The 18436-nt window shown below is 34.9% G+C and carries 15 protein-coding genes; 3 read left to right on the top strand and 12 right to left on the bottom strand.

Features of this window, described 5'->3' with window-relative positions; translation table 11 throughout:
- Positions 1-14: 14 nt before the first annotated feature.
- From J1N10_RS05280 to J1N10_RS05240, 9 genes are all read right to left on the bottom strand, one after another.
- The gene (locus J1N10_RS05280) at positions 15-1139 is read right to left on the bottom strand and encodes a sugar transferase (RefSeq protein WP_262325635.1); all 1125 of its coding nucleotides are present in this window, start codon (positions 1137-1139) and stop codon (positions 15-17) included.
- 237 nt (positions 1140-1376) lie between these two features.
- On the bottom strand, positions 1377-2834 hold the full coding sequence (locus tag J1N10_RS05275; protein ID WP_262325634.1) for a class I adenylate-forming enzyme family protein: 1458 nt from the start codon (positions 2832-2834) through the stop codon (positions 1377-1379).
- Between the two features lie 10 nt (positions 2835-2844).
- Positions 2845-3825: an NAD(+) synthase gene (nadE, locus tag J1N10_RS05270; RefSeq protein ID WP_262325633.1), complete on the bottom strand. Its 981-nt coding sequence runs from the start codon at positions 3823-3825 to the stop codon at positions 2845-2847.
- A gap of 10 nt (positions 3826-3835) precedes the next feature.
- Entirely contained in the window at positions 3836-5809 is a 1974-nt protein-coding gene (gene asnB / locus J1N10_RS05265) for an asparagine synthase (glutamine-hydrolyzing) (protein WP_262325632.1), read from the bottom strand.
- Positions 5810-5814: 5 nt separating this feature from the next.
- Positions 5815-6057: an acyl carrier protein gene (locus J1N10_RS05260; RefSeq protein ID WP_262325631.1), complete on the bottom strand. Its 243-nt coding sequence runs from the start codon at positions 6055-6057 to the stop codon at positions 5815-5817.
- Positions 6058-6268: 211 nt separating this feature from the next.
- Complete coding sequence (locus tag J1N10_RS05255; protein WP_262325630.1) at positions 6269-7522, bottom strand: pectate lyase; 1254 nt, start codon at positions 7520-7522, stop codon at positions 6269-6271.
- Positions 7503-8603 (bottom strand): glycosyltransferase, encoded by a 1101-nt coding sequence (locus J1N10_RS05250; RefSeq protein ID WP_262325629.1) that lies wholly within the window; start codon positions 8601-8603, stop codon positions 7503-7505. The genes J1N10_RS05255 and J1N10_RS05250 overlap by 20 nt, the downstream gene beginning before the upstream one ends.
- Before the next feature lie 15 nt (positions 8604-8618).
- Positions 8619-9152: an acyltransferase gene (locus J1N10_RS05245; protein ID WP_262325628.1), complete on the bottom strand. Its 534-nt coding sequence runs from the start codon at positions 9150-9152 to the stop codon at positions 8619-8621.
- A 5-nt stretch (positions 9153-9157) separates the two neighbouring features.
- Positions 9158-9973 carry a hypothetical protein gene (locus tag J1N10_RS05240; protein ID WP_262325627.1) on the bottom strand — a complete coding sequence of 272 codons (816 nt, stop codon included), beginning with the start codon at positions 9971-9973 and terminating at the stop codon, positions 9158-9160.
- Between the two features lie 181 nt (positions 9974-10154).
- Here J1N10_RS05240 and J1N10_RS05235 point away from each other — a divergent pair, with 181 nt between their 5' ends.
- The 3 genes from J1N10_RS05235 to J1N10_RS05225 are packed head-to-tail and all read left to right on the top strand — an operon-like array spanning position 10155 to position 13579.
- Positions 10155-11213, top strand: a complete 1059-nt coding sequence (locus J1N10_RS05235; protein WP_262325626.1) for a glycosyltransferase — start codon at positions 10155-10157, stop codon at positions 11211-11213.
- Between the two features lie 42 nt (positions 11214-11255).
- Positions 11256-12368: a glycosyltransferase family 4 protein gene (locus J1N10_RS05230; RefSeq protein WP_262325625.1), complete on the top strand. Its 1113-nt coding sequence runs from the start codon at positions 11256-11258 to the stop codon at positions 12366-12368.
- An 8-nt stretch (positions 12369-12376) separates the two neighbouring features.
- Entirely contained in the window at positions 12377-13579 is a 1203-nt protein-coding gene (locus J1N10_RS05225) for a carboxylate--amine ligase (RefSeq protein ID WP_262325624.1), read from the top strand.
- A gap of 66 nt (positions 13580-13645) precedes the next feature.
- On the opposite strand, the gene J1N10_RS05220 is transcribed toward J1N10_RS05225, so the two are convergent.
- From J1N10_RS05220 to J1N10_RS05210, 3 genes are all read right to left on the bottom strand, one after another.
- A complete protein-coding gene (locus tag J1N10_RS05220) occupies positions 13646-15334 on the bottom strand; it encodes a phosphoethanolamine transferase (protein WP_262325623.1) in 1689 nt (562 codons plus the stop codon).
- Positions 15335-15410: 76 nt separating this feature from the next.
- Complete coding sequence (locus J1N10_RS05215) at positions 15411-16760, bottom strand: right-handed parallel beta-helix repeat-containing protein (RefSeq protein WP_262325622.1); 1350 nt, start codon at positions 16758-16760, stop codon at positions 15411-15413.
- A gap of 113 nt (positions 16761-16873) precedes the next feature.
- The gene (locus J1N10_RS05210) at positions 16874-18382 is read right to left on the bottom strand and encodes a glucosamine inositolphosphorylceramide transferase family protein (RefSeq protein ID WP_262325621.1); all 1509 of its coding nucleotides are present in this window, start codon (positions 18380-18382) and stop codon (positions 16874-16876) included.
- Positions 18383-18436: the final 54 nt, after the last annotated feature.

The raw sequence follows: 18436 nt of genomic DNA, 5'->3' as shown, positions 1-18436 counted from the left end.
AATTCAAGTTATCATCACGAACTACATATCTTCCCTGTAAGGATATTAAAAATGGCTTTACAGAAGTACTTTACATCTGTTAAAAATGGAGCTTTTTCTTTTGCAGCCATATATATGCGCTCCGCAACAACATTTCCCTCACTATTTGGCATATTTAGAGCTACATACGGTGGAATACAACCCGGCTTAAATTTTATTCGTTTTTCTTGCACATCTTTTGGCAACTCGTTAAATCGCGTCTGACTTAAGGGACGCATACCAACGATAGCCATATTCCCTATTAAGACGTTAATAAGTTGAGGCAGTTCGTCCAACCAATACTTTCTAAACACTCTTCCCCATCGGGTTAATCTAAAGTCATTGGCAGGTTTTCCTACTTCATTATAGCCATTCAAGCGAATAACATAATCTTGCAGGTATTCAGAGTACGGGTGCATTGTCCTGAATTTATAAACCTTTATTAATTTTCCATTTTTACCAACACGCCGCATACCAAAAACAGGCGAATAAGATGGGTACATATTATGATCTGGTTCATGCGTTTTTATTACCACAAAATATATCTTACCCTCTATCTCTTTAAATTCAATAATTTCAAAACCACAACTAACCAGGCGCCCTAACACCTCCGCGACAGTCAACCACCTATACCGACCTTTTGTCAAGTAAAAATATAGTTTTCTCAACTTAGGAACCTTAGGCCAAACCCGGTGGACAAAGAAGCAATACAACCAAACCAGTTGTGTCCAGAGGTTGTGTTTACCTTTAAAAAGCTTAATTTTCTTATTACTTGTAGATTCAACACAGCCAATAAACAAACCAGCATCAGGAAGGCATTCATTAACCTTGCACAAGTATTTGTTAATATACCTCACATCATTTATCTGTCGAATATTAACAACACTTCGAAGATTGGCTTGTTTTGATACGGGAATATGCGTATGGGAATTGTCAGAAATTAAGGCGGTTGAATGTGATTCGATGGCAACATGTTGATTGATGTAATTGCTCACTTTCTTTGTTAATGCAGAATTCAACACTTCCTTCGAAGGCACATTCTCTACGATGAGGTCGGTGACCAATTGTTTTGGTACCGACAAAACTCTACCAATGGCACTTATCGATTCAACATTCCTCATTTTCCCGAATAATTATCTCACCATGCAATTTACGGGCTTCTATTACATTTGTACAGTTGCTTTACACGAGCATTAAGTGTTCATCAAATAGCTAACCATCAATATTTAATATTCAACATTAATATTGTAATATTCCCGTATAAAAAAACAACGTTTATCAAAAACACATTATCTATAATTGATTTTTACGAATGTCAATAAATTCCTGATAATCGTTAAGATTGTTTTAATTAAAAATTATGCTTTAACTTTCTTACCGGTTGAGTTAATATTTAATTTATCAATAAATTCAACTAACTGTGGCACTTTATAATTAGCCAACTTGCTGGCACAATACTGTTTTACTAACTCTTCCGTGATATTATTTTTTGTTGTATTAATCACCAAAATAGCCTTTATAGCTTCACCTAATAGCTCATCTTCTACGGCTTCAATTGAACAGTCAATAACGCCGTCAATTCCAACAATCACCTCCTCAATCTCTTTGGGGCTTACCCGACGACCGCCAACTTTAATAATCTCCTTCTTTCTGGCAGCATGATAGATAAAACCATCTTCATCAACTTTGGCCAAATCACCAGTATAAAGCCAGTTGTCTCTTATTGTGCTTGCAGTTTCCTCTGGTTCATTATAGTAGCCAAGCATCACATTATCTCCCTGAGCAATAATCTCACCTATCTCGCCAGGCTTAACCTTTTCTCCTTCTGAGTTAACAACTCGCAACTCTACGTTTGGTATGCCTTTCCCTAACGAACCTAATTTATCGCTCAAACGCTCAACAGGCAAATAAGACAGTCGTGCTGTAGCTTCAGTCTGACCGTACATCACAATGAATCTTATATCAGGCTGACTCTCGCAAAATTCTTTAATAAAAGTAGTATGCAATTTACCGCCTGCCTGTGTCACATATCGCAAGTGCGAAAACACAGTATTTTTGAAAGAATCTGATTTACGAAGCAATATCTGAAAATGACTGGGTACGCCTGCAAATCCGGTACATTTATACTTTTGAAAATCATCCAGCACCGAACTAAGAAAGATAAAGGTATTATTGAGCACCACACTACCTCCCACTTTTAAATGTGTATGCAGTAATGACAATCCATAACAATAGAAAAACGGCAAAACAATCTCAATTATATCGTCTTCTGTCAATTGCAGATATTCTATTATTGAACTTGTATTGGCGATAATATTTTTATGAGAAATCATAACGCCTTTAGGCTTAGCAGTTGAACCTGAAGTAAATATAATTTGCGCCAAAGCATCTGGCTCGATTGCACTGTGCTGCCAAGTTGCTAACTCATCTGTATTAATTACAAAATCGATTTCACTTTCAGTTACAATTGTTTCTATTTGCGGATTAAGTCGTTTTCTCAATTGGACTGAAGTTATTAAAAGTACGCTTTTGCAACGGCCAACAATATCATTAAATCCCTCAGCTTCAATAGTTGGATTAAGTGGTACCACAACATTACCCGATTTCATAATGGCTAAATAGCTGATCACCGAATGTGCTGAATTAGGCATCATCAGCATCACATTCCGACCTCTTCCAATCGTAGTTTCAAGCCAGCTACTCAATTTCAGCACTCCATCTATCAATTTTGGATATGTCAATGTAGCCCCTCGCCCAAGAATAAAATCTCCTGATCGTTCCTGATGATCTTGCAATAAATAATCGACACAATTCATGATATGAGTATTAATAGTTATGAATTGGCGGCATGCGAAGGTATTCCGTCGTCTTCTTTTTTCGTTCAAAATTTTTAAACACCTTTTCCACTTCGTCTACTTCTTTCTGCAACGCTACTGCAACCTCTGCAGGTGAATAGTTATTTTCCCATCCGTACCACAATAAATCCATCATTTCAAAAGGCATCTGGTAAAAGAATTCTTCCTGTGTTTGTTCGGCTGTATAAGTATCGGTTGTGGGAATCCGATCAATTATATTCTGCGGAACTCCTATATGACGAGCCAATTCATATACCTGTGTTTTATATAAATTGCCAATTGGCATCACATCAGCACCGCCATCGCCATATTTTACAAAAAAGCCTTGCTGTACCTCGTGTTTATTTGGAGTTCCGATGACTGCATAGTGCTTCGCCTCGGCATGGTAATACAACATGGACATACGACTGCGCTGCTTAAAATTGGAAGCGGCCACAATTTGCAGGTATTCATTCATAGGTAGTCGCTCACTTTTTTCAGAACCATCTGCAAATATTACAGTCACGTAAAACACCGGAGGCAAATTAGTATTAAGAAACTCCTGAGGAATGCCAATCTTCATTTTATCAACCAATGGATTGAACTCCGGTATAACTCGTTTGACTGCCTCATCGCGTCGCGAATAACATCCAAAACCATCTAAAGCTCCACTGATATTCTCTTCAACTACCTCAACACCATATTTGCTGGCTAACTCCAGTGCAAACGCTTTACTGTCATCGCTTGAATCTTTCTCGGGCAACATTACTCCAACTACATTTTTTGCTCCTAAAGCTTTAACGGTCAAAGCTAATGTGACTGAAGAATCAATTCCTCCACTAATTCCAACAATACCACCTCTGCGTCGTAATTGCTTTGCTACATCATCTTTGAGTTTCGCCACCAGATGCTCTATTGTAGCATTAACATCGGCGAGTTTAATTATGTCTTTTGTAAATTTAGGTTTAGCCATTGGTAAAAGTTTATTGAATAATTATTTGCTTATTTTTCACGTCTCCTTTTAACAGATCTTTTTCATTCAAACTTTGATGAGCAGAAATGAACTTGTGATGCAGTATTTGTGTAGATAAAACCGCAATTAAGGCCATATTATCTTGCTCGGTAATGGGTTTTCCACTTTGCATTTTTTTCAATAAAAGGCCTATTTTCTCTTTACTAAACAAGCCTGCATTGCTAATCTCATCAGGATTTAAATATTCTTCCAACAATGATGGTTCATTCAAGATGGCTTGTGCAACAGGAGCACGGTAAGCTTGCTTCGGTCGATTCAAAACCACCCCAGGCAACTGGCCTTTCATCATTTCTTTAAGGAGCACCTTTTCGTTTAATCCACGAATTTTGAATTCATCAGGTAAGGTGGCACAAAATTCGGCCACCCTATGGTCTAAAAATGGATAACGGCCTTCGACCGAATTAGCCATAGCTACCCTATCGCCTTGCGATGATAACAGATAACCTGACATAAACAATCGTGATTCTATCAATTGCGCCTTTTCAAGCAAGGTAAAACCTTCTAACTCTTGCTCTAATTGCATTGACAGTTCATCAACAGGATGATAGTATGCAAGCTCACTGGCAACATCTTTAGCAAACAAATTAGTTAACTGCTGCCCATTTTTCCATCGTAACAAATGTGAATAAACCGGCGAATTAGTTTGATTCAGCTGATAGCCAAAAAATAATTTCAACATCATTGACGATGCATCCTTCAATTGTGGAATATAGGGATATAACGTTCTCAACAGTAAAGGTCTGATTTTTGAGTCAGGCTGTCGTGCCCAGAAATGCCGAATAATGGTTTCTTTAAAAATATTATACCCACCCAACATTTCGTCTGCACCTTCGCCAGTCAAAACCACTTTAATACCATGCTGTCGCACAAGAGATGAGAGTAGCATCATGGGTACAGGCGATGTGCGTAAAATTGGAGCCTCGGCATGATAAACGGCTTTATGAAGTGCCATAGCAATAGAAGAGTTATTGCACGAGATGCTTTGATGATTGGTATTGAAGTATTGCGCCACCTCATTTTGGTACGATGATTCGTCATAGTTATGTTCATCAAAGCCAATGGAAAAAGTATTTAATACATGAGGTTGAATCTCTTTAACCAAAGCTGTCGTTACGCTCGAATCCAAACCTCCACTTAAATAAGCGGCAACTTTCACATCGGCTCGCAAGCGTAAATCCACACTACTTTTCAATAAACTACGAAGTTCTTCAGCTGCTTCGTTTAGTGTGCCGGAGAATTTTTCTTTATTAAAATTATATCGCCAATAAGACTTCACTGCTAATCCCTCATGATTGGCTATAAGATAATGACCTGGAGGCACTTCCTTAACGTCATCAAAAACGGTATTGGGCGAAAGAGGTGCCCAGAATATCAGTGATTCTTTTAAGCCTTTTATGTCAATGGCTCTATTCGTTATTGGATGTTCAAACAAACACTTCACTTCTGAAGCATAAATCAATTGTTCTTCTTTCTGCGTATAAAACAAAGGTCGGATACCAAAGCGATCACGAGCTAAAAACAGCGATTGCCTTTTTTCATCCCAAATAGAAAATGCAAACTGACCATTTAATTGCTCTAGACAAGCCGGACCATATTCTTCAAACATGTGCAATACAACCTCTGTATCGCAATTGGTTCTGAAACGATGTCCTTTTTGCTCAAGTTTTTTCTTCAGCTCAATGTGATTATATACTTCCCCGTTGTAGGCAATCCATAAAGTTCCATCGCTATTACACAAAGGCTGCTGGCCTGAGCTTAAGTCAACAATACTAAGGCGCACATTGCCCATGGAACACTGCTGATGAATGTAAAGCCCTGTTTCGTCGGGTCCACGATGCCTGATGCGGGTAAGCATTTTATTGAGTACATGCTCTTTTTGCCCCACATTAAAACCATCGTTAATAAACCCAACAATACCACACATAGGCCCTAGTTAACAAGTGACTTTTTACGTTCTAAGAACGCTACAATAGTATTTATACTCTGGAAATTTTCTTCAGTCAAATCGGAATCGTCAGTTTTAACGCCCATTTGCTCATCCAAAAAAGTAATCAGACTTAGCAAGCCCATTGAATCAAAAATACCTTCTTCAAAAAGCTTTGTTTCATCTGCTATTGTACTTTTATCAACAAATGTTATTTCTGATATAAATGTTCTGATATCTTCTTTCATGATATAATATTTGATTTAACTACATTAACGCTGTCCATAATTGGCAATTCCAACCGTAACAACTATACACCACATTACGTTGAATATTTCTCCCCTTAATAGGATTTATAAGTTAAGGATATAAGCCTTTAGATGCTTCCTTTTTTGTTATACAGGATGAATCTTTACACTAATGTTTAAATATTGATGGCTAAAAACTAAATTCCCTCACTTATAAAAAACTATGAAGCCATTCCTCAATGTTGGTAAATCCATTTTCATCATCATCAGCATGAGGTTCTGCAGGTAAATCTAATTTCCTTTCACCTGCCTCATAGACCCAGCCACCCACTTCAGATGGTAGTGCAATTCGATTACCTGTTTGTTTAATAACATCATTAATTATTCGGCTATCAATTTCGTCTCTTGATTGGGCCTGTGCACCACAGTTTTTTATTAAGTAATTCGTTAATATAGTTGCATTTATAACTTGAACATTCTTGACATCATCAGACATTTCAGTATTAAAAACCGCTTTATTGCCGGGATTGTGTAACATGTCACGACTATATTGATCAGTAGAGTTAACACCTTTGGTCATATTGCCATGTACATAAACTTTACCATTGTTTTGAAAGTTTTCATGAATAGAAAGCAACTTATCATTGCGGTTTCTCTTACCTAGTATGTAATAGTTGCCTACTATATCAGCTTTCATTGGTGTTTTACCCTCCCCCGACATACCTAAATAAACAGCATGAGTATCGCTATTGTAGATTAAATTATTGATAATCTGAACACCATAAGTGTCTCCCCAAACAAGCGGATTACGATCAGAATTATGCACAAACATATTTTTGATAACACTTATCCTTTTTGAATGCATAGATAGAAGACCTTTGGAATGGTTCATATGAGTAAGGCATTCACTAATGATACAATTGCTAATTGTAATTCCATCCCCCCCATTTAAAATACCAATGTTTTCATCAAGTGCCCATGAAACACTGCAATGATCAACCATAATGTTGTATAGCTTTGTTGAATCATCAGCAATATTAATTCCATCAATTTGTTTGTTAGATGCTGTTCCTGGTCTAACTTTTATTCCCTGAACTAGCACATCATGCGATGATATTCCTAAAGGATAATTTTTAAGAGTTATTCCAGGAAAAGGAGCTGTTTGAGCAGCAATAAACACGTAAGGAGAATTAATTCTCAATGTTCTATTTAATTCAATAACTCCGCTAACCTCGAAGATAATAATCCTGGGATACTGACGATTGATAGCTGCCCTTAATGAGCCTGGTCCTCCATCATTAAGGTTGGTTACCTTAATAATTTGTGGCAATTGTTCTCCTGCATAAGCGCCACGCGATTGTGCCCCAAATCCTTCAGCACCAGGGAACATACCTTGAGCACTTGTAGATGAAATGACACATCCTATTAACACTATTAAAACTATACTATACTTCCATTTTTTCATTATTCAAAAGTTGATGATACAGCTTAATATATTTCTCTGTCATTTGTTTTTCAGTAAAGCGTTCAAGAATTATTTGCTTACCATTTACCCCCATTTGAATAGAGCGTGTTTTATCTGACAAGAGTTCCAGAATCTTTTCTGCCATTGCTTGTTCGTTTCTAACTTCCACTAAAAAACCAGAATTATCAGCCTCTACCAATTCTCTATTCCCTTCTACATCTGAGGCTATAACGGGCTTTTCAAATGCCATATATTCCATAATAGAGTTGGAGATACCTTCTCCAAATGAAGCTAATATGCCTACGTCAAAAACCGAGATAAAACGATCCACATCCTGCCTTTTGCCTAGAAAACGAAAGTGTCTTTTTTGTTTTTCAGGAATCATTTCTTTCACATCTTCTTTGTCTTCTCCATCTCCAATGATAATAAAGCAAACATTTGTTGTTTGCTTTAAAACCAATAATGCTGATTTGATGAAAGTTGGATAATCTTTTCGCCAATTGATACTTGCAACCATACCAATTAAAGCCTGGCCATTAGAAATGTTAATCTCTTTTAATGTTTCTTTTCTATTATACACAACATTCAGACGCTGTATATCGAATCCATTAGAAATCACAACTCCCTTTTTATCACTCACTCCATAAGCTTTAATGCCTACGTTAGAATTCGAAACAATCACATCTGAAAGTGGAAAAGACAACTTTGAACGGTTCCAATCCATTGTAAAAGGCTTACATTCCGAATTGGCAATCATCCCATTAACTAACTTCTTCTTGCACCATAATGACGATAGTCCTGCCAGCACAGATGGAACACCACCCCAGGAGTGAATGACATCTGGGTTCGTTTCTTTACATATTTTAAACAACTGAAAATAGGTAAATACATCAAATCGGAATCGTTTTTTAAGTACAATCAGTTTAATGGGTAAATCATGTACTTCTTTGTAATGAATGGCGTCACGAAACAGTACCAGGACAATTTCATGCTGAGCACTCAAAAGACCTTTTATAAGTTCTAAAAGGCGACGTTCACGTCCTCCCATGACTAAATTATCTGCAACATGTAAAATCTTCATCTGTATATACCTAGACTAATTTTGTAATTGAAACCGTTCTTTAAGGACTTTTCGTTTTTGCTGATCGGTCATTTTCTTTAAATCGAATTTGGCCGGACTCATTAAATACATCCGCTTTTGTATTTTTGTATTCATGATTTTTTTGGCCGGATTACCCATGATTAAGGAGTCGTCTTCAAACTTCCCTTTAACAACTGCACCTGCGGCCACAATGCAATTTTCACCAATTACTGTATTCGGTAAAATAATGGCATTCATTCCAATAACCGTATTGTTACCAATAACAATCTTTCCAAAAACATCCAAATCGGGATACTCATCCCTATAAATCCATACTGCACCATCATGAGTGATAAATCGCACTCCATTCGATACTGCTACATGATTTCCTAAAGAAATCAGATAGGGTTCTGTTGAAAAATCAGCATTAAATATCATGCAATCATCACCAATTTTTACGCCTCGTTTCCTTAAAATAGCTATACGGATTTTCCCAACGGTTATTCGGGTCAATATTCTGGCCGTTAAATGTAAAATTTTACTAATCATAGAGCTTATCTATTAAACACGTCTATAATTTTCTTACAAAACATTGGATATGCTTTTTCGGCTAAAACAGTATTCGGATGCGAATCAGACGGGTCTTCTGCATATTTGTCTAATAGATACAAACCTCCTTCTGTTTCTAATTCTCTAAAGTCCCATAAATAAACATTATCATCGGGCTTATCCCATTCATTTTTCATCCACGAATAAAACTCATTCATATTAAAAGCCCACTCTTCCTCTGATTTCTTTTTCGTTAAAGCAGGTGGCGTCCATAACAAAAATTTAGTATCGGGATACTTCTGAAATTCTTTATGGAGTGCCTCATATTGCAACTTGTAATTCTGAATAGTACGTTCCTCAGAGTTAATATCAATATTATCCTCATCACTTTTAAGCTTACTGACAGGGAAACAATGCTTTAGAATTATCACTCTATATTGCTTAGTAAGTATTTTTAATGTAGGTTCTTCCAAATAATATTCTTCATGCCCATTTTTAACCCAGATATTGTAATAGTCGTAAGGGTAATTATTCCAACCATAAGGTTCTTTGGCCGGGAAAGCTCTCTCTTCTATTTGGTAACTTGTACCGTGTTGACGATTGTATTTCTTGAACCAAAGTTCCATTGCAGATGTTAAACCAAGTTTTAATTTTACTTTCTGTACAAAAGTATTTCCCCCACGCCATATCGTTTTACCTGTACTGTGGTGTAAAAAAATCGCTTTAGAATTAATAGAATTAGGTTCCATATTATCATTATTTGTTGAACATGACATGACAACACTTAAAGCCAGTGTTATAAAAAGTAGTTTCTTACTCATATGCCTTATTGTTTTTAAATCCCCTTAGTTTGTTAAAAAATCTAGCCCACCATTATTCAAATAATGATGTTTGAAAAAATTACAAAAAAAAGTAGTTGTTGACCACTCATTTTTGACCAACAGTCAAAAAATCAGGCACCAATGACATATATTTCTTAGTTTAGGGATAAATGGTTATTTCATGAAGAATATTGGAATTCTCATACGCTCCCTAAAACCAGGAGGTGCTGAAAAGCAAAGTGCATTACTTGCATCTGTACTAAGTGATGATTATCGTGTTTTTGTTTTTTATCAATACAAAGAAGCTGCACCAGCTAACTTGAAGCTCATTAATCACGAAAACATAGTACAAATTCATCTCAATGGTAATATTGTATCTAAAATAACTCAGTTAAGAAAAGTAATTGTCAAAAATGAAATTCAATGTCTGTTTGCTTATCTAAGCAGTGATAACCTAATTGCTTCATTAGCCACCTTAGGACTTTCTAAATGTATAGTATTCGGAGGCATCAGAAGCTCTAAATTACCTTATCATAAATTCATCATTCTTAAATTCTTACATAAGCATTTTCAAAAAGCGACTATTTTCAATAACCACTCAGGTCAAGATCAATTCATTAGTCATGGATTTTTAAAAAACAAATCAATTGTCGTACCTAATGCCATTAAGATTAATGGTTCCTCTCTTTATGAAAACCACAATGAACAAGTAATTATAATTAGTGTAGGACGCTTCGTAAAAGCCAAAGATTATCAAACGGCTTTATTTTCAATTAAAGAGCTAACAAGAATAAGTTCTAAAAAAATCATGTACTACATTGTTGGATTTGGACCTGAAGAACAAAGCATTAGAGATATTATCTTCAAAGAAAACTTAAACGATAAAGTTGAGATTATTATTAAACCTGATAACATTGAAGAGTATTATAAAAAAGCGGATATTTATTTGTGCACATCCATTTTTGAAGGGTTATCTAATTCTATTATGGAAGCACTTAATTATCATCTTCCTGTTGTTGCAACCGATGTAGGTGATAACAAACGATTGGTTATCCATAATCAAACCGGTTTTCTGACCAAAAAATCAGACCCGGTTGAAATTTCAAATCATTTAAAGTACATTATTGATAATCCTAAACTTGGAGAATCTTTGGGAAAAGAAGGCTTCAAACATTTAAAGGCCAACTATTCAACCGACAAATTTAAAGAACGTTACAAACAACTCATAGAAAGTCAATAAAATAGTTAACACGTATTTTAACCAGATACAAACACCTTGCACATGAAAAAGTCCAAAGTTGTATTTTACGGCATAAAGTACTTCCCTTCTAAAGGAGGTACCAGCAGGGTAGCTGAAAACATTATCAGTCAGCTAAAAGACAAATACGACATTACCATACTTTGTTATAAAAATAAGATGGCTAAGACTCATATGGATGGAGTTAATGTTGTTGAGTTTAGTCAATGGCCCGGAGGAAGCTTAGGAGCATTACTATACTTCCTGAAAAGCGCATTATATCTAAAATTCAGAAGGTTTGATTTAATTCATTTGCATAAAATTGATGCAGCTTTCTTCTTACCCCTATTCCGTAGAAAAACTAAAATAATTGCTACATCTCATGAATCTGCATATTTAAGAGACAAATGGTCGTCTATTGAAAAATGGTATCTCCAAAAAGCAGAAAAGATATTTCTGAAGTCCAGTGCCACGCTGACCTGTATTTCAAACCCATTGACTAAAATTTATAACAATGGCTCTAGTGATAAGGTCACTTATATACCAAATGGTATTACAATTAATGATGAATACAAAGAAAAGGAAGCCATTGAATTACTTGAAAAATATCAACTTCAGGCAGGTGAATACTACTTCTTTGCTGCTCGAAGAATTATGAAAACCAAGGGTTGTCATACAATGCTGGAAGCACTTGATAAGCTGCAATTCAAAGGTAAAATTGTTGTTGCTGGCGACCTTAGTCATACCAAAGAATATGTTGGTGAGTTAAAGGCTAAATATAAACACCTTAACGTTATTTACCCTGGTTATATTGGTGATTTACCACTTTTATTAACGCTAATTAAAAAAGCCCGACTATTTATCTTTCCTTCTGAAACTGAGGGTATGTCAATAATGCTTCTTGAGGCTGCTTCAACACTGACACCAATTTTAGCCAGTGACATAAAAGAAAATAAAGAAGTTTTTGACAATGAGCACCTCACCTTTTTTGAGGATCAAAACAGCAGTCATTTAGCAGAACAAATTCAGTTCATCGAAGCCAACCAGCTTGAAACAAAGATTAAAGCCCAAAATGCTTTATCACATATAAAAACAAAATATGACTGGGCAAATATTGCGAATTACTATGATCAAATTTACCAACAAACCATAAACTAACTACTGCAATGAAAGCCCTCTCAACATTAAATCCCGTTATTGTATTAGATATAACGCATGCCGGTTATGGCATTTTAAAATCTCTATATAGATACAAAATTCCATTATATGGTTTCACTTTCTGCCATGAGCATATTGAATTAAAGACCCGTTATGCCCAAAAAACTTTCATATACAATTCGCTGGAAAACCTTAAATTTCAACTTATTGAACTTTCTAAAAATTCAATTCTCAAGCCTGTACTGATGCTGACCAACGATGAGAAAGTTGAGTTTGTAATGAAAAATCTCAATGAATTAAAGCAATATTTAATCATTAATGTCCCTGAACCTAAAATCGCCAACTCTCTCACAGATAAAATTTTACTTAAAAAAATCGTTAAAGAACTAAAAATTAGAGTACCACAAACAGTTAACATTGAACAAAAGGAAGATAGTCTAAAAGTCAAAGAGTTAACATTACCGATTATCGTGAAACCTTTTCTCAAATCTGACGAATGGCATAATGCCGGTTTTTCAAAGGCACATATTTTTGAAGATTATAATTCATTTGAAAAGGTGTTTCCAAAAATGTTTGAGGTAGAACCACGCATAGTTGCTCAGGAATTTATTCCGGGAGGTGATAATAACATTTACTACTGCTTAACCTATTACAATAGCAATGGTGAATGCATCTGTCATTTCACTGGTCAAAAGATAAGACAATGGAAAGTTTTAACAGGTTCTACAGCTTCAACAAGGCCTACCATCAATCCATTTGTAACCAATGAAACCTTGCGAATTTTTAATTCACTCAAATTAAAAGGCCTTGGTTCTATAGAGTTTAAAAAACATGAAATAACAGGAGAATTTTATATGATAGAACCTACTGCCGGCCGTGTTAACCTGCAAGAATATATTGCAACATGTGCCGGTGTAAATATCCCCCTTAAAGCATATTGCGATATGACAGGTCATAAGATACACCCACTCGAAAAAGTAAATCCAAATGTTATTTTTATTGACGAGCGCTCAGAGCTCCTCAGCTTCTTTGAATATAATTCCCAAAAGAACTTAAGTATTTATAAATGGTTTGAAAGTGTAAAAGGAAAAAGATACTATAGATTGCTTAATAGCTTCGATTATAAAATTTGTCTGAGTATTCTACTCATTACTACAAGAAGACTATCCGGATTTTTTTTAAGAAAATCCTTAAACATCAAAAGACCATAATATACTATACATCAACCAGCATCACTACACACCTAGCAATCACATCATAATACTGCAAACCGTACTTTATTTGCTTGAAGCTGTTGAGCTATCGTAACTGTATTTATTATTGAATTCAAATAGATGATTATTGGCATATACATATCTTGAATGTGGCTCAACAAATAAGGAGTCTGCTAAGCTCAGTTTTCTTATAAAAGATTGATATTTAATATTAGCTAAATCTGCTAGAGTATAAAAGAGGTTATCGTTTGTGGACAACATTTCCTTATGCATTTGTATATTATCAAATTTAGTCCAATTATCATCTAAATACTTATTAGAACACCATATAAAAAGAGGTATGTGAGTCTCTATCTCCGTCGGATTAGCAGCTCCATATCCAAACAAAGAATGACCGGCATCAAAAAGATGAGTAGCATGATCTGATGTGAATAGAAAAAAGGATGATTTCTCTTTATCTTCCAACTTTTTAATTACGCTAGTTAACACATAGTCTTGAAATAGAATTGTATTATCATAGTCATTAATAAAGATATTAGCATTTTCAATAGAAAGAACAAAATCTTCTAAATTACTATTGGGTGTAAAGGTATCAAAACTTACAGGAGGACGCTCGTGTGCACCTCGCATATTAATAACTATAAACTGTTTTGAATCTGCACTTTGCCTCAATATTTCATCAACTGTAGGTATTATTCCAAAATCGGTATTATCTGGGTAATTTGTTCTAAGATTATAGAAGAAATCAGCTTCATCCCGATTATCTAGATACCGCAAAGCACCACTTGAACTCGATATCCAACTAGTCTGATAACCAGCCTCTTTAAAAAGAGAAACGATGGTCTTTTGAACAAAAGCATCGTTATATGTTTGTGCTGATGCCTGTGTAAGTAATAATGGGAAAGCATTGGCAGTACAATTGGCATTAGAATAATGTTTAGAGTATGAAACTAAATTATTCAACTGTTTTAAACCAGGACTTGTCTCTTTACAGTATCCGTTAACCGACCAGTTTTTATAACGCATTGCTTCTCCAATGACAAAAATAACTATCTCTGGTTGTCGATTATCAGCAACTTGATTGACATTGAATTGAAATTGACTCTTTAATACCTGACTTTTTTTATTTCGATGATTATGAACCATTAACCTTGCTGTCCGATAATAAAAATTAAACGGATGCTCATAGATATAACAACTCCTGATGATGAGTCTTACACGATTCTTACCCGAATAGAATTCAGAATTTTCCCTCAGTTTCAAAAATGACAATCCAACTGAAACAGCTATTAAGACAAAAGCACTAACAATCAACTTATTATTTATCAAGACTCTATTATTAAAGCTTTTATAACGCTTAAGTACAAAACTATAACAAACGAGCAGCAATATTGGAATTACAAAGTACACTCTAAATTTTTCAAAAAATTCAACTAACTCATTATCCGAAAGGTAGTAGAGTGCCTTTAAACCATCGGAACTTATATACCAATTAACCGCAACAATATTAATCACCTCAGCCACAGAAGAAAGTATATAAGGAATACCAAGAAGCAGATAAACATAGAAATATGACTTAACTACTTTTAATAACAAGATGCCCATTGCAATTAGCAGGCATATTTTTGAAATTATAACCCCTATGCTTAATACATCATTTTTAAAATGTAGCATTATATCAGGAATAATTAATATTATCACTGATAATGCGATTAAGACAACCTTTGTCAGCTTTAAATTCCTGCGGCGCATTTTAACAATAGTTTATTAATTATTACTAATAGCTTTACCGGAAGCTATTATTTAGCACTATATATTAGAAACTTTCTTATTTCACTCCGGTATACAAGTATTTATTTAGCCAGTTTTCAAGATTAGTGAAGCCATCATTATTATCATCACTATGAGGATTATCTGGTAATTCCAAAGTGTGCTCACTAGTTTCTTTTACCCACCCACCAACTTCATGTGGAAGAAGAATTTTACTCCCAGTATAGTTTATTACATCATTAATTATACGCTCATCTATACAATCTCTATTACCAGGTTGAGCACCACAATTCTCGATTAAATATTTTTTTAAGTTGGCAGTTGACAGTAAATGGACATGTGGTAATTTAAAAGGAATATCTGCAGCTTTTAATGACATATTTGCTGGATTGTGAATATACTTATCACTCCAGGGATCATCATCATTCACATTTTCGGTTTTGTTACCATTCAAATACAACTGACTTTGAGGATTAATGCCAGGATTGATAGATATAATGTACTCATTACGATTTCTTTCACCAGGGAAATAATAATTACCAATAGCTGCAGCTCTCATTTTTCTTTTCCATTCACTCATTGAACCGAAATAAATAACATGAGTATCACTATTGTAAATCAAATTATTTGCAACTAAAGCTTCTTTTGTATCTCCACTAACTAAGGGATTACGATCTTCATTATGAACAAACAAGTTTTTTATAATGCTTACTTGCCCTGTACTAGTCGCCAGCATACCACATGAATGGTTCATCTGATTAAGGCATTCACTAATAATACAATGACTAACCGTAACTCCATTACCACCATTAAGAATACCAATATTCTCATCAAGAGCCCATGAAATACTGCAATGATCAATGATTATATTATGAAGTTTAGTTGAGTCATCAGCAATATTAATCCCATCAATTTGTCGACCAGAAAAGTTACCAGGTCGAACTTTGAGTCCTTGAACTAAAACATCGTGAGTAGAGATTCCGAGTGAATAATTTTTTAATGTAATTCCTGGATATGGTGCCGTTTGAGCAGCTATAAACACATAAGGATCATTAATTCGTAATGTATGCCTTAATTCGATAACACCTCCAACTTCAAAAACAATAATTCGCGGATATTTTTTATATACGGCAGATCGAAGAGAGCCTGGTCCACCATCTTTGAGGGTAGTTACTCTGATTATTTCAGGTAATGTATCGCCACCATATGCTCCTCTCGACTGCGAACCGAATCCTTCTGCACCAGGAAACATATTTTGAGAATGAACTTGAATGCAAAAAAACAATAGAGCAACAACTTTTATAAACCCTTTTTGACAAATCATCAAAAAACTATTGCTATAAAGCTGCTTAATTATCAATTCTCTAATACAGAATCTTAATAAATCTGCACTTTTATGTAATTCCATATCTAACTCTGAAGATTTTCACTCACTTTTTTTTCAGAATCGATAAATTACAAAAAGTCATACCGAAAGTCAACTACGTGATTATTAACAACTAATAAAGAACTCAAATACAATCATAGTTTACACTCCCAATTTTGGGCATCATACACAATAAGTTCAGTACCTCTATTTAACGTGTGTGCCGCATGTGCTTTCAAACCTAACGTTTGAGGATTTACCTCTTCAACCAACTCCTCTTTATATTCTTCCTTACTAAGTTTGACAACTTTATTTATTTTGATACACCCTCCGTATTTGTCAAAACAATCTTGTGATGGACGATATAGTTGGCCATTTTCCCAATAAAGCTTACCGGCAGGACGTGCTGCCGAGCTATCTGTTACAATTGGGTTTTGTGGATGTGGTATCCATTCCTCATTAATAAAATCTTTTGCGTAGAATAGGAACAACTGATCATACGAACCTCCATCAATCATCCCTTTTGAAATGGTAAACATCCACCACACATCATTATAGTACAAGGGTGTAAAATCTAAGAAGCGTGTATCACTTTGAATTTTCTTAAGAAACTTCCATTTGTACGGAAAATCCGTTGCCTCATATAACCTTAAACTCTTGTCTGCAGCTGATTCCGGAATCATATACCAAGTATTGTCAAGTTGAAATATATTAGGATAAGACAAATGAAAATCCTCAACAACAATATTAGAGTATTCTTTTATAGCATTATCACCATTCAGTTTTGCTGCCACTAAATGCCCTTTACCTGTGTCTGCATTAATCTGCTCGACAAATAAGTATTTATCAATGATAAAAGGATCGGCCCAACCATCTTTTCCTTCAGGAAGAAGTTTTGTGAACTTATTTTGCTTGTTTTTAATGACTACAAACCATCGTTTATAAAACAGTAATTTCCTAAAACGTTTTATAACTCTTGACAAGACTGTCTTACCCCAATGAATATAAGTCCTCAGCAAACCAGGTATTCTAAAACATGACGGAGCTGTCCTTTCCATTTTTTTATTAGAGCACCAGATACTTTCTATTGATTGTTTAAATGCTGCTTTGAAAAATCCACTGTTTTTATCAATACTATATTCCATTGTTTGGAACATATGATTCCAAATAGCTTTTCCATCAGAAAACAACTGATATGGCTGCCTGGCCAATAAAAAACGTTGTAAGAAAGCAACAACTCCCTTAAAACCATAAAGCGTCAATTCTTTAGGAAGATAATACTGTTCTTTAGCAACCGACTTTTCTCTCTTGTCAAAATATAAGCTTGTCGATTCTTTTTCCACTTCGATATCAAGCTTTGTGCAAACAATAACATTGTCTTGATTACTAAAGTACGCCTGAATTTCTATAGGTTTGAAATTTTTAAACTTCTGTCGGAAAATTAATTGCTCAATAAGAACAATTGGTAAAAATACTTTTTTGTTATTCTCACCTTTTGTCTCTAATCGATCATATAAAAGGTAAATTTTCAATGCTGGATTATCATTGGCTAGTGAAGTAATTACCTCAACTAACCAAGCAGGCAAAACAACTGAATTAACACTGACAACCAACGGCTTAATTATTTCTTTTTTAACTATATATTCTAAAGATTTGTTATCCATCAATTATTCCTTTGATTGATAATTCGGCCCTTTTTTTCCAGGTATACTTTTCCT

The sequence above is a fragment of the Carboxylicivirga litoralis genome (genome assembly GCF_025499605.1).
Classification (GTDB): Bacteria; Bacteroidota; Bacteroidia; order Bacteroidales; family Marinilabiliaceae; genus Carboxylicivirga; species Carboxylicivirga litoralis.
This window is presented reverse-complemented; position numbering and strand designations above follow the sequence as displayed.

What these genes read in the sequence shown, in the direction of transcription:
- J1N10_RS05255 (WP_262325630.1), bottom strand. Translation starts at nt 7,522, where the DNA reads ATGAAAAAATGGAAGTATAGTATAGTTTTAATAGTGTTAATAGGATGT.
- J1N10_RS05250 (WP_262325629.1), bottom strand. Translation starts at nt 8,603, where the DNA reads ATGAAGATTTTACATGTTGCAGATAATTTAGTCATGGGAGGACGTGAA.
- J1N10_RS05215 (WP_262325622.1), bottom strand. Translation starts at nt 16,760, where the DNA reads ATGGAATTACATAAAAGTGCAGATTTATTAAGATTCTGTATTAGAGAA.
- J1N10_RS05220 (WP_262325623.1), bottom strand. Translation starts at nt 15,334, where the DNA reads ATGCGCCGCAGGAATTTAAAGCTGACAAAGGTTGTCTTAATCGCATTA.
- J1N10_RS05275 (WP_262325634.1), bottom strand. Translation starts at nt 2,834, where the DNA reads ATGAATTGTGTCGATTATTTATTGCAAGATCATCAGGAACGATCAGGA.
- J1N10_RS05210 (WP_262325621.1), bottom strand. Translation starts at nt 18,382, where the DNA reads ATGGATAACAAATCTTTAGAATATATAGTTAAAAAAGAAATAATTAAG.
- J1N10_RS05260 (WP_262325631.1), bottom strand. Translation starts at nt 6,057, where the DNA reads ATGAAAGAAGATATCAGAACATTTATATCAGAAATAACATTTGTTGAT.
- J1N10_RS05225 (WP_262325624.1), top strand. Translation starts at nt 12,377, where the DNA reads ATGAAAGCCCTCTCAACATTAAATCCCGTTATTGTATTAGATATAACG.
- nadE (WP_262325633.1), bottom strand. Translation starts at nt 3,825, where the DNA reads ATGGCTAAACCTAAATTTACAAAAGACATAATTAAACTCGCCGATGTT.
- J1N10_RS05235 (WP_262325626.1), top strand. Translation starts at nt 10,155, where the DNA reads ATGAAGAATATTGGAATTCTCATACGCTCCCTAAAACCAGGAGGTGCT.
- J1N10_RS05245 (WP_262325628.1), bottom strand. Translation starts at nt 9,152, where the DNA reads ATGATTAGTAAAATTTTACATTTAACGGCCAGAATATTGACCCGAATA.
- J1N10_RS05280 (WP_262325635.1), bottom strand. Translation starts at nt 1,139, where the DNA reads ATGAGGAATGTTGAATCGATAAGTGCCATTGGTAGAGTTTTGTCGGTA.
- J1N10_RS05240 (WP_262325627.1), bottom strand. Translation starts at nt 9,973, where the DNA reads ATGAGTAAGAAACTACTTTTTATAACACTGGCTTTAAGTGTTGTCATG.
- J1N10_RS05230 (WP_262325625.1), top strand. Translation starts at nt 11,256, where the DNA reads ATGAAAAAGTCCAAAGTTGTATTTTACGGCATAAAGTACTTCCCTTCT.
- asnB (WP_262325632.1), bottom strand. Translation starts at nt 5,809, where the DNA reads ATGTGTGGTATTGTTGGGTTTATTAACGATGGTTTTAATGTGGGGCAA.